Raw genomic sequence first — 12,312 nt, 5'->3', positions numbered from 1 at the left:
CCCGGTCCGCAGACCGGGGTGTAAAGGGTGGAGCTGAGGGGACTCGAACCCCTGACCCCCTGCATGCCATGCAGGTGCGCTACCAGCTGCGCCACAGCCCCAATTCAGTTTTATGTTCCGCCGGATGATGAACAACCAGCCCTAGGTACCGGCTGCCCGGTGACCTATCGGTGGAGCTGAGGGGACTCGAACCCCTGACCCCCTGCATGCCATGCAGGTGCGCTACCAGCTGCGCCACAGCCCCGAATTGCCCGCAGCAAGTACAGGCACTGAATCGGATGTTTCCCTCAGTCCGGATTTTTCCCTCCGGGCCGAAGCAACTCCTCTACTTTAGTACAGATGCGCCACAGTGCAAAATCAAACTACATCGGTGGAATTCAGCCGGTGCGGAGCAGTACGGACGGTCCCGCCCCGCACCCGGAAGGCTATTCCTGCCCGGATGCCGATTCGGCATCAGGCAGCTGCAGGTCCACGGAAGGGCAGTCCTTCCAAAGCCGTTCGAGGGCGTAGAACACCCGGTCTTCTTCGTGCTGGACATGTACCACCACCGTGGCGTAGTCGAGCAGGACCCAGCGGCCCTCACTGCGCCCCTCGCGGCGGACCGGCTTCAGGCCTTCCTTGGCGAGTTCCTCTTCGATGCCGTCAACGATGGCGTTGACCTGGCGTTCGTTGGAGGCGGACGCGATGAGGAAGATGTCCGTGATGGCCAGGCGTTCGCTCACATCGATGGCAACGATGTCATCTGCCAGCTTGTCCGATGCCGCTTTGGCTGCGGTCCGGGCAATGTTCATGGATGATTCGGTGGCGCTCACGTGTCTCCTTGTTTGGTATCAGCTGCCAAAGCCGCCGACGATCATTAATAGTCCGAGGGTGAGGGCAATGAGGCCCACGCCCACGATTCCCAGGGATACAAACCGTATCCTCCGGGTGCGGCCGAGGCCTGCGGTCATAACATCCAGGGGATCCAGGCCAAAGGCACTCCGGGCGCCTACGGGCTTGGCACCCTGGTCAGCTTCCAGCGGTGCGTTCACCAGGGCGTCGGCGCGGGCCAGAATCTTGGAATGGCGCACTTCGGCGCGCGCTGCCGGGGAGGACTCAGCCGGCAGCGGCGGGCGGCCCTCGGGTCCTGAACGGCGTGCCGCCGGAACCCATCCGGTGGCCGGCTGCCTGCGGGCGGCGGGGTTCGGCGATGTCACTACCGGCACATGGGATGTGGGCGGCGGTTTCATCACCGGGCGGTCCAGCCCGGGGACCTCCACGAATTCAAGCGGGGTCACCATGGCGAGGTTGTGGGCCGTGGTGGGGTCCGACGGTGCCGAGCGGCGCTGCTCGTTTTCCTGCGCCAGCCGCTGGATATTCTGCGTCCTGCGGTTGAGCACTGCGGCACGCTCAGCCAGCGCCCGCTGCTGTGCAAGCAGTTCGAGATCCACTGCATGGGGATCCGACTGCTGGAGCGCTTCCATCGCGGCAACCTGGTTGCGGGCCTGGTGCTTCAGTGCTTCCCGCGCCGCAAGTGCCTGCTCCACGCTCATGTTCTCGATGTCCGCGTTCGGCTCGGACCGGGTTTGCTTCTCCTCGGCCGCGGCTTTCTGCGTTTCCGGACGGCCGTGGACCTCGGGAGCCCTCTGCGGAGCCGGAGTCAGCGGTTTAACGACGGGGGCTTCGGGAGCAGGCGCCGCCTGGGCCGGGCCGCCGGACCCGGAGGGAGCTGCTTCCGCGGCGGCCCGCCTGCGTTCCCGCCGGGTGCCGGGCTGCGATGCGGATGCGGTACCGTCGGGCGCGGCGGACCGCTGCGCCGGAGCGGAGTCGACAGGGCCCTGGGCTGCGCGCTTCGCCTGCCCGGCCGGCGCGGTACCGGCATCTGCCCGCGCTGCGCGCTTCGCCTGCCCGGCTGGCGTAGTACCGGCATCTGTCTGGGGAGCCTGCTGGGCCGCGGCCTGCTGGGCTGCAGCCTGCTGGGCAAGGCGGAGCTGCCGGCGGGTCGGCGGGTTGGCATCGGCCGGTTCGGGCCGGGGCTGGCCGTCTGTCAGCGCCTTGTAGGCTCGCAGGGCCTCACGGTCCCTGGCCCTCTGCTGGGACTCCCGCTCCTGCGCTCCGGCAGCAGTCCCTGAGCCTGCCGCACGGCGGCTGCGTCGGGGTGCGTCTGCGGACTCTGGACCGTTCGTCATTTCCTACCCATCAGGTGTTGATCGCTCAGGCTACGGGCTCAGTGGTGGCGGGCCTCGTCTGCTGCTGAGCGGGGGTGTACAGGTTGTGCTTGGCGATGTACTGCACTACGCCGTCCGGCACCAGGTACCAAACCGGCTCCGATGCCGCCACGCGTGCCCGGCAGTCAGTGGAGGAGATGGCCATAGCCGGGACCTCCAGGAGACTGACATCATCGCGGCCCATGTTCTGCAGTTCGTGCCCGGGCCTTGTGACGCCCACGAAGTGAGCCAGGGACCACAGTTCCTGGACGTCTTTCCATGAGAGGATCTGCGCCATCGCGTCAGCGCCGGTGATGAAGAACAACTCGGCGTCCGGACGCGCACGGCGCAGATCCCTCAGCGTATCAATGGTGTAGGTGGGTCCCGGACGGTCAATGTCCACGCGGCTCACCTTGAAGCGCGGATTCGAGGCGGTGGCAATCACCGTCATCAGGTACCGGTGTTCTGCAGGCGTGACTTCCTGCGCCGATTTGTGCCACGGTTCCCCGGTGGGCACGAAGACAACCTCATCGAGGTCGAAGACAGAGGCCACTTCGCTTGCGGCCACTAGGTGGCCGTGGTGGATGGGATCAAACGTCCCGCCCATCACACCCAGCCGGTAGGGACGCGGGCTCTGCGCCGCGTCCTGCTCTGTGCTATCCATGGTCCCAGCCGGTTCCACCTACAGGGGCGGCCTATTCGGGGATGCCCTGGCCGTGGTCGTGCTTGTTCGGGAACTGGCGCTGGGGATCAACGTGCTCCGGCACTGCCTCGTGGCGGTGACCCAGGCTGGTGAAGGCCATGGTCGCGAACATCAGCACCATGAAGATAGCGAAGATAACCCCGCCGTAGACGAACGGCGACGTTTCTGCATGTTCTTCGGCAACTTCGGCCGCCATCAGCGCAGCACTTGAAAGCTGGATCAGCATGAATCTCCCTAAATCAACCGCCGGGCAGCCCGGCGGAGCATCGTTTCTAGATCAATGGTACGCGTACGCGGCGCGAACACCGCAGTCTGCGCCCGTGCGCCCGGCTCTAGGCGCGTACCTGGCCGTCTCCCTGGATGATCCATTTGGTGGTGGTCAGTTCCTTGAGTCCCATGGGTCCGCGCGCGTGCATCTTCTGTGTGGAGATGCCCACCTCGGCGCCAAGTCCCAGCTCACCGCCGTCGGTGAAGCGGGTGGAGGCGTTGACGATCACTGCCGCGGAGTCGATCTCCGCGATGAAGCGCTCGGCATTTGCCAGGTTGTTGGTGATGATGGCCTCGGTGTGGCCAGTCGAGTAGGTGCGGATGTGCTCCAGCGCCTCGTCCATGGTGTCCACCATGGCCACCGCCAGATCCAGGTCCATGTATTCCCGGCCCCAGTCGTCTTCTGTGGCGTCATGCACAGGGGTGCCCTCCGGGAGGATTCCCCGGATCCGCTCGTCGGCGTGGAGGCGGACTCCGGCGTCGGCCAGGACCGCCAGGACTTCGCGGGCAGCACCGGAACTGCTGTGGACCAGCAGCGTTTCAACGGTGTTGCAGACGCTGGGCCGCTGCGTCTTGGCGTTGAGGAGGATGTCGACCGCCATCTCCTCGGGCGCCGACTCATCCAGGTAGATGTGGACGTTGCCTTCCCCGGTTTCGATGACAGGGACCGCAGCATTGGTAACGACGTTCTGGATCAGGTCCCGGCCGCCGCGCGGAATGAGCACATCCACCCGGCCGCGGGCCTTCATCAGGAAGTTCGCTCCGGGACGGCCGTACTGGTCGATTGTCTGGACAGCATCGGAGGGCAGCCCCACGGTGTCCAAAGCGTCGCGGATCAGGTTGACCAGGACGTGGTTCGTGGCTGCTGCCGCGCTGCCGCCGCGCAGGATGACGGCGTTGCCGCTCTTCAGCGCGAGGCCGGCAATGTCCAGGGTCACGTTGGGACGGGCCTCGTAGATTGCTCCGACGACGCCGAGCGGCACGTGCACCTGCCGCATCCGGAGCCCGTTGGGCAGGGTCTGGCCGCGGGCAACGGAACCAACGGGATCAGGCAGCCCGGCGAGGTTCCGCAGGGCCGAAGCCAGCGCATCGATCCGCGCGGGGGTCAGGGTCAGCCGGTCGAGGAGGGCCTCGGACGTTCCGTTCTTCCGGCCGCGCTCAACGTCTTCCGCGTTGGCAGCCAGGACGGCATCCCGGCGCGCCACCACATCCTGGGCGATCTGCTCCAGGGCCAGGTCCTTCCAGGCACGGTTGGCGCGTGCCATGCGCCGGGAGGCGGCGCGGGCCCGGTCCGCGATGCGGTGGACGCCGGCTTCGACTTGCTCCGGCGAGGGCGCGGTTTCAGCGTCGTTGCGGTTCACGGAAGGGGTGTCTTGGACGGTCATGCTCCCAGTGTAGCGGCGGCGCCGTCGCCCTGGAGGGTACGTGACGCTGCCTGAACGGCCGACGATCCGTGCGGCTGGAGGATCACCAGGTCATTGACGTGCACCACGGAGCGTTCGTAGCCGCGGCCCAGTTCCTTGGCCAGTTCCCGGGTGGAACGGCCCAGCATCCGGGGCAGCTCGTCAGAGGCATAGTTGGTCAGGCCGTGGGCCAGCACCCGGCCGGAGGTATCAGCCAAGGCCACCGGGTCCCCGGGCTCAAAGTGACCTTCAACGGCCACGATTCCGGCGGGCAGCAGCGACCGGCGCCGCTCCCCCACCGCGCGTGCAGCGCCGTCGTCCAGCACAAGCGTGCCCTGGATGCGGGCCAGGTGTGCCAGCCAGAGCAGGCGGATGGGCTGGCGCACTCCGCGCGTGGTGAACCAGGTGCCCACGTCCTCCCCGGCCAGCGCTGCCGCGGCGTTTTCAGTGGAAGTGACCAGGGCGGGAATGCCGGACTGGGCCGCGATGGTGGCTGCCTCAACCTTGGTGACCATCCCTCCGGTTCCTACGCCGGCTTTGCCGACCTTCCCGATCCGGACGTCTTCCAGGTCCTTCATACCGGTGACCTCGGGAATGCGGCGTGCGCCCGCAGAGGGCGGTCCGTCGTAGAGCGAATCTACGTCGGAGAGCAGGATCAGGGCATCGGCTTTTACCAGGTGGGCCACCAGCGCGGCGAGGCGGTCGTTGTCGCCAAAACGGATCTCGTGGCTGGCCACGGTGTCGTTTTCGTTGACAATGGGCACGACGCCGAAGTTCAGGAGCCGCTCCAGAGCACGGTGGGCGTTGGCATGGTGGGTGCGCCGCATCAGGTCCTCAATGGTGAGGAGCACCTGGCTCACCGTGACACCGTGCCGGCCGAAGGCTTCCGTATAGCGCGCCATCAGCAGGCCCTGGCCAACGCTCGCAGCGGCCTGCTGGGTGGAAAGCTGCGAGGGGCGCTTTGAGAGCCCCAGCGGCGCCAGGCCTGCGGAGATCGCGCCGGAGGACACCAGGATGATCTCAGTCCCCTGCCGGCGCCGTGCTGCCAGGACATCAGCCAGCGAGGTCAGCGCCTCGTCGGAGATGCCGCCGGCGACCGAGGTCAGGGAGGAGGACCCTACTTTGACTACTACGCGGCGCGCCCGGGCAAGGCCTGCCCGGGACTTCAGCGGGCGCTTGGGTGCGGTGGTGGTCTGTGCTTCAGCGTTTTCTTTACTCATGACCGAACCAGCCTATGCCCAAGCCCGCCCGGGGCCCGCGTCTGTGAAGCGGCTAGTCGTCATCGCCCGAGGTCGGACGGGTGTGCTTGTAGTTCACCGACTCAGTCCAGATTCCGGCCTTGCGCTCGGCTTCCAGCTCGGCGCGGGCTGCCGCGCGGGCGTCCTTGCGCTGCTGGTGGTCCTCGCGCTTCTCGCTGCGCGTGGGGCGGGAGAACTCTTCGATGCGGATGTCCGAGCCGCGCGGGGACGCAGCAAGCAGTTCCGCACCGCCGATCATGGTCGGCTCCCAGTCGAAGACGACGCCGTCGCCCTCGCCAATGACCACGGCATCGCCGGGCTTGGCACCTGCCTTGAAGAGCTGGTCTTCGACGCCCAGCTTGGCCAGGCGGTCGGCCAGGTAGCCCACTGCTTCGTCGTTGGTGAAGTCGGTCTGCTGGACCCAGCGAACCGGCTTGTCGCCCAGGACGCGGAACAGCGGTTCGAGGTTCCGTTCTTCGCGGCGGATGGTAAATCCACCCTTCGCGTTGACGGAGCGCGGCCGAACCACGGGCGCGGCGACGCGCGGCGGAGCTGTCTCAACGGCCTTGCGGGCCCCGGCGACGATTGCCGCCATGGCGAAGCCCAGTTCGCGCAGGCCTTCATGGCTGGCAGCGGAGACTTCGAAGACGCGGTAGCCGCGCTTTTCGAGTTCCGGCCGGACAAACTCGGCCATGTCACGTCCGTCGGGAACATCCACCTTGTTCAGCGCCACAAGGCGCGGACGCTGGTTCAGCGGAACGACGTCGCCGTCGGCCCCTGCGTAGCTCATGTCTACTTCGTACTTCTCAAGTTCGGCCTCGATGACGTCAAGGTCGCTGAGCGGATCACGGTCTGCTTCAAGGGCGGCGCAGTCCAGCACATGGACCAGCGCGGCGCAGCGCTCGACGTGGCGCAGGAAGTGGTGTCCAAGGCCCTTGCCCTCCGAGGCGCCTTCGATCAGTCCGGGCACGTCCGCAACAGTGAAACGGACGTCTCCTGCCTGGACTACGCCCAGGTTCGGAATCAGGGTGGTGAAGGGGTAATCGGCGATCTTGGGCCGCGCAGCTGACATCGCAGCGATCAGGGAGGACTTGCCTGCCGACGGGAAGCCGACCAGTGCGATGTCGGCGATCGACTTGAGTTCCAGGACAATGTCCCGCTCCTCGCCCGGGGTGCCCAGCAGCGCGAAGCCGGGGGCCTTGCGCTTCTGTGAGGACAGCGAGGAATTGCCCAGGCCGCCCTGTCCGCCGGCTGCGGCGACGAACTCTGCGCCCATGCCGACCAGGTCGGCCAGGACCTTGCCGTCCTTCGACTTGACGACGGTTCCTTCCGGAACCGAGAGCACGAGGGTCTCCCCCGTCTTGCCGGCGCGCCAGTCGCCCATACCGGGTCCGCCGTTGCCGGCGTGGCGGTGCGGCGCGTGGTGGTAATCCAGCAGCGTGGTGGTCTGGCCGTCGACGCGGAGGATGACGTCGCCGCCGTCGCCGCCGTTGCCGCCGTCGGGTCCGCCCAGGGGCTTGAACTTCTCACGCTTTACGGACACGCAACCATGGCCGCCGGCACCGCCTGAAACATGCAGTACAACACGGTCTACAAAGCTGGCCATGGTTCTCCTTGTTGAAAATTTTGGATCAAGCCAAGTCTACTCGGCTTAAAAAAGAAGTGGGGCGGGCCATCTGGCCCGCCCCACCGGAAAAGCTGTGTGCCGAAATTACTCGGCGGCTGCGACGATGTTCACGACGCGGCGGCCACGACGGCTGCCGAACTCGACAGCGCCTGCCTCCAGGGCGAACAGCGTGTCGTCTCCACCGCGGCCAACGCCTGCGCCGGGGTGGAAGTGGGTGCCGCGCTGGCGAACGATGATCTCGCCGGCCTTGACGACCTGGCCGCCGAAGCGCTTCACGCCCAGGAACTGAGCGTTGGAGTCGCGGCCGTTGCGAGTAGAGCTCGCACCTTTCTTATGTGCCATTTTCTAATCCTGCCTTTGCTATGACTGACTTTGATGCCTAGGTGCGGGCACAACTCCCGCGGTCTGGAACCAAGCGGTTCCGGACGTTAGGAATCAGGAGTTGATGGAGGTGACCTTGACCTTGGTCAGCGAGGAGCGGTAGCCCTGACGCTTCTTGTAACCGGTCTTGTTCTTGAACTTCTGGATGACAATCTTCGGACCCCGGAAGTTTTCGATAACTTCTGCCGTAACCGTAACCTTGGCCAGGTCCTTGGCGGCAGAGGTGACCTTGTCGCCATCAACCAAAAGCAGGGCAGGCAGCTCAAAGGTGCTACCGGCTCCACCGGGGACGCGGTCCAGGGTTACGAGGTCTCCGACGGAAACCTTTTCTTGGCGGCCGCCAGCGCGGACAATCGCGTACACCACTTGGGAACTCACTTCTCTCGACGTTTAATACTTGGATGCGCACTTCCCCGGACCTTCAATGTGTCCGGCTTGCGCCATGCAGTCACGCCCTGTACCGAATAACGGCTTAGAAGGCGTTCGCACCGAAGTTCAAGGCTACGCTAAGGGACCCATATGCCGCAAATGCACGGCAGGTCCAGCGTGCCATCCTCCGGCCGTACTGGGGACGTCACTGCGCTTATTACCATTCTATAGCACTCCCGGACCGGCCCGGACCGGGACTGCTGACAAGACCGTTAAGCAGTTCAGCTCCCGGCCGCAGCGGCCGGGAGCTGAACTGCTTATGAAACTGCTAGAGGTCCGATGCCGGAACGCCGACGCCGAGGATCACCGGCGCCGCAGACTCAGTCCGCGGGGCGGCAGCGGGTGCAGCGGCCACTGCGGTGGTGCTGCTGCCCCGGGCACCGGAGGTGTCCTCCGGGCCTGCCTTGATGATCTGTGCATCTGCTGAGCCCTGCGGGCTGCGGGCTGCACGGCGGCGGCGCGGCCGGCGGGCAGGTTCTGCGGTGCCGGCTCCGGTCTCCTGCCGGGTTTCCCCGCCCGAGTCCCTTCCGTTGCCGCCTGCCTGCGTGCCGGAGTCACCGGCTGCCGGCTCGGCCTTCCGGGCCTGCGGCTCGCGGGAAACCGGGGAGACTTCGTTAAAGGCCTCGGTCAGGCTCTCAAGCGTCAGCTGCACGTCATGGCGGACAGGGCGGCGGCGTTCGCGGCGCGGAACCACAACCGTCTCCCCCTGGATGCGCAGCACGGCGCCGGCTTCGGCCGGCACGTCATCCTGCGGTTCCCTGATGAGCGGCTTCTCCTCCGCAGGAACGCTGCTGCCTGCCTCCGTGCCGGGCACGGACTCCGGGGAGGTGTCCTTGCTTCCGTGCTCGGAGGTGCCGGCGTCGTGCGCTGCGGCGGTGGCGGCAGCAATGGTCGCGAGGGCTGCCCGTGCTGCCTCCGCCTTGGCGGCGCGCTCAGCATCGTCTGCCTGCGGCTCCTCAGCCTTGGGCTGCTCCACCGGCACGGCAGGCTGCTGCTGGTTCTGGCCCTGGTTCTGGTTCTGGTTTTGGTTCTGGCCTCCGCGGCTGCGGCGCTTGCGCTCTCCGCGGGAAGCCTTCTCCTGCTTCAGGTGCTGGGAGTGGTTGTCGTCCGAGACTGCGTGGCTGGTGCTGCGGCGGTGCTCCACGGGAATGTCGTGGGTGATCACGCCGCGGCCTGCGCAGTGCTCGCACTCTTCGCCGAAGACTTCCAGCAGTCCGGTACCCATGCGCTTGCGGGTCATCTGGACCAGGCCCAGCGAGGTAACCTCGGCGACCTGGTGCTTGGTGCGGTCCCGGCCGAGGCACTCGACCAGGCGGCGCAGCACCAGGTCACGGTTGGCTTCAAGCACCATGTCGATGAAGTCGATGACGATGATGCCGCCGATGTCCCGCAGGCGCAGCTGGCGGACTACTTCCTCAGCCGCTTCCAGGTTGTTCTTCGTGACAGTCTCTTCGAGGTTGCCGCCGCTGCCGGTGAACTTGCCGGTGTTGACGTCCACCACGGTCATTGCTTCGGTGCGGTCGATGACCAGCGAACCGCCGGAGGGCAGGAACACCTTGCGGTCCAGTGCCTTGGCGATCTGTTCGTCGATGCGGCTGGCCGCAAAGATGTCCTCGTCCTTGGTCCACTTCTCAAGCCGGCCAACCAGGTCCGGGGCCACGTAGGTTACATAGGCCTCGATGGTGTCCCAGGCTTCCTCACCGGAAACGATGAGCTTGGAGAAGTCTTCGTTGAAGACGTCGCGGACCACCTTGATGGTCAGGTCCGGTTCTCCGTAGAGCAGTTCCGGAGGGAGGGTCTTGGTGGACTTGGCTTTCGCCTCGATGTTCTCCCACTGCGCACGGAGGCGGTTGATGTCATTCATCAGCTCTTCCTCGGAAGCGCCTTCAGCCGCGGTGCGCACAATGACGCCGGCGTTCTGCGGAAGGTGGTCCTTGAGGATCTTCTTGAGCCGATTGCGCTCCACGTCCGGAAGCTTGCGCGAGATACCGGTCATCGATCCGCCCGGGACGTACACCAGGTAGCGGCCGGGCAGCGAGATCTGGCTGGTCAGCCGGGCACCCTTGTGTCCCACCGGATCCTTGGTGACCTGGACGAGGACTGAATCCCCGGACTTCAGGGCGAGTTCGATACGGCGCGGCTGGCCGTCCAGGCCTGCGGCATCCCAGTTGACTTCACCGGCGTAGAGCACGGCGTTGCGTCCGCGGCCAATATCCACGAAGGCAGCTTCCATGCTCGGCAGCACGTTCTGGACCTTGCCGACGTAAACGTTGCCGATCAGGGAATCCTGCTGGGTGTTGGAAACAAAGTGCTCGGCCAGGACGCCGTCCTCAAGGACGCCGATCTGGATCCTGTCATCACGCTGGCGCACGATCATCTGCCGGTCCACCGACTCGCGGCGGGCCAGGAACTCGGCCTCGGTGATGACGTGGCGGCGGCGTCCGGACTCGCGGGATTCGCGGCGGCGCTGCTTCTTGGCCTCAAGACGGGTGGAACCCTTGACGGAGGTCACACGGTCGCTCACCGGGGCATCCGCGTGCGCCCGGGGGGCACGGACACGGGTGACGGTGTTGGGCGGATCGTCGTCTGATCCGCCGGTGAGCTCAAGGTCGGCGTCACCGCGGCGACGGCGGCGGCGTCGGCGGGAGGTTACGCCCTCTTCGTTTTCTTCCGCTGCGTCGGCAGGCTCGGCGCTCTCACCGTCCGCGGCTGCCTCACCTTCGGTGCGGGACCGTCCGCGGCTCCGGCGGCGGCTGCGGCGGGACCGGTTCGAATCGCGGCCTTCGTCCTCGGAATCGTCGTCATCATCGCCTTCAGCGGCGGCGGCCGCAGCCGCAAGCGCCTGCACCGCGGTGAGATCCGGTGCATGGAAGAGCACCGACGTGGGCGATTCAGGAATGGCGAAGGGGTCAAGGACCGAGGACTGCTCCGGCTTGGCCTCCGCGGGTTCTCCCTGTATCTCAGCGGCAACGTCATCGGATGCGGCGGCTGCGGTGTCGGGGCCGGCAGCTGCGGCGGGAACTTCAGGGTTCACCGCGGCCTCGTCTGCGGCCGGCGCGGCTGCGGCGGAACCGGCTTTGGAGGTGGCGCGGCGCCGGGTACGTGTCCTGGCCGGGGCGGGCTCGGCAGCTTCTTCGCTGCCTGCAGCTTCAGCCGGGGCACCTGCGTCCTGGGCGGCAGCAGCGGCGGTGTCTGTTCCCGCACCCTCTGCAGGGGCGGATTCGGCTGCAGCCTTCTTCGCCGGTGCGCGGCGGCGTCGTACCGTCTTGGCGGGTGCTTCAGCCGGCTCTTCAACTGCGGGGAGCTCTGCTTCGGCGCTCCCGGCGGCAGCTGCACTGTCAGCGGCAACAGCGCTCCCGGCGGCAACAGGGGCTTCTGCTGCGGCCGGGGGTTCTTCAGCGCCGGCGGCTGGCTTGCGCCGGGGTGCTCGTGTCCGCTTCGGTTTTGCCGCGGGCTCTGCCGCTGCTTCGGCGGATTCGGTTTCCGTTCCGGTCTGGATCAGGGCCGGTTCCTGTGTTTCTTCCGCCCCGACTGCCGCTGCAGGCTTGCGGCGGGCACGCGGTGCGCGCTTAGCCGGCGCTTTCGTTGCCGGTGCGGCTTCGGCCTCTACTTCAGCGGGTGCGGAGACCCCTGCGGCGGGATCGACTGCTTCTTCTGTCGTGCGATCAATATTCATATACAGCTATGCTCCGGCCCCCGCGGCACTGGCCACATTCCAATGCCCGGAGGGCAATGTATCGGCTGTGCGGGGGCATCGGAGCCTGCGCCAGCCGGAAGTCGTCTAAATGTCTTCCGAGGTCGCACCATCGTGAGGGCGCGGCATCACTCGCAAGACCAGCGGCGCTTTTCCTGCTACCTGCTCGGAACGGCTAGGCGTTTGGGCTGTGGTAGGGCTGTTCGGCGGATTCCCCGGCCCCATCCGGATTGATGGGCATTCCTTCTTGGGAAGCGTCGCCGACAGCACCGGAAGCCTGTCGCTGGACCGATGACGGAATGTGGATCCGACACCAGCCAAAGCCATTATCTCACACGGAGGTCAAATAGGTCTCTAGCACCACATAGAATCGGACCACCGATA

General features: G+C 66.4%; 10 protein-coding genes and 2 tRNA genes. All 12 read right to left on the bottom strand.

Annotated elements, in window-relative coordinates:
• Positions 1-28: 28 nt before the first annotated feature.
• A tRNA-Ala gene (locus tag NGB94_RS02095) sits at positions 29-101 on the bottom strand.
• A gap of 70 nt (positions 102-171) precedes the next feature.
• A tRNA-Ala gene (locus NGB94_RS02090) sits at positions 172-244 on the bottom strand.
• A gap of 181 nt (positions 245-425) precedes the next feature.
• Positions 426-812: a ribosome silencing factor gene (gene rsfS / locus NGB94_RS02085; RefSeq protein ID WP_325788732.1), complete on the bottom strand. Its 387-nt coding sequence runs from the start codon at positions 810-812 to the stop codon at positions 426-428.
• Between the two features lie 18 nt (positions 813-830).
• Positions 831-2,168, bottom strand: coding sequence for a hypothetical protein (locus NGB94_RS02080; RefSeq protein ID WP_325788731.1), 1,338 nt, complete (start codon positions 2,166-2,168; stop codon positions 831-833).
• A 25-nt stretch (positions 2,169-2,193) separates the two neighbouring features.
• Positions 2,194-2,850 carry a nicotinate-nucleotide adenylyltransferase gene (gene nadD / locus NGB94_RS02075; protein WP_325788729.1) on the bottom strand — a complete coding sequence of 219 codons (657 nt, stop codon included), beginning with the start codon at positions 2,848-2,850 and terminating at the stop codon, positions 2,194-2,196.
• Positions 2,851-2,881: 31 nt separating this feature from the next.
• The gene (locus NGB94_RS02070; protein WP_091604235.1) at positions 2,882-3,115 is read right to left on the bottom strand and encodes a hypothetical protein; all 234 of its coding nucleotides are present in this window, start codon (positions 3,113-3,115) and stop codon (positions 2,882-2,884) included.
• A gap of 106 nt (positions 3,116-3,221) precedes the next feature.
• Complete coding sequence (locus NGB94_RS02065; protein WP_325788727.1) at positions 3,222-4,541, bottom strand: glutamate-5-semialdehyde dehydrogenase; 1,320 nt, start codon at positions 4,539-4,541, stop codon at positions 3,222-3,224.
• A complete protein-coding gene (proB, locus tag NGB94_RS02060) occupies positions 4,538-5,779 on the bottom strand; it encodes a glutamate 5-kinase (RefSeq protein ID WP_325788726.1) in 1,242 nt (413 codons plus the stop codon). Before proB ends, NGB94_RS02065 begins: the two co-directional genes overlap by 4 nt.
• A gap of 52 nt (positions 5,780-5,831) precedes the next feature.
• Positions 5,832-7,403 (bottom strand): GTPase ObgE, encoded by a 1,572-nt coding sequence (obgE, locus tag NGB94_RS02055; RefSeq protein ID WP_325788725.1) that lies wholly within the window; start codon positions 7,401-7,403, stop codon positions 5,832-5,834.
• Positions 7,404-7,508: 105 nt separating this feature from the next.
• Complete coding sequence (rpmA, locus tag NGB94_RS02050) at positions 7,509-7,766, bottom strand: 50S ribosomal protein L27 (RefSeq protein WP_055240884.1); 258 nt, start codon at positions 7,764-7,766, stop codon at positions 7,509-7,511.
• Between the two features lie 93 nt (positions 7,767-7,859).
• A complete protein-coding gene (rplU, locus tag NGB94_RS02045) occupies positions 7,860-8,171 on the bottom strand; it encodes a 50S ribosomal protein L21 (protein WP_055240883.1) in 312 nt (103 codons plus the stop codon).
• Between the two features lie 331 nt (positions 8,172-8,502).
• Positions 8,503-11,910 carry an Rne/Rng family ribonuclease gene (locus NGB94_RS02040; RefSeq protein ID WP_325788724.1) on the bottom strand — a complete coding sequence of 1,136 codons (3,408 nt, stop codon included), beginning with the start codon at positions 11,908-11,910 and terminating at the stop codon, positions 8,503-8,505.
• Positions 11,911-12,312 lie beyond the last annotated feature (402 nt).

It is taken from the genome of Arthrobacter koreensis (assembly GCF_035792275.1).
Lineage (GTDB): Bacteria > Actinomycetota > Actinomycetes > Actinomycetales > Micrococcaceae > Arthrobacter_B > Arthrobacter_B koreensis_A.
Note: the sequence above shows the minus strand (reverse complement) of the source record. Positions and strands in the feature narration are given on the sequence as shown.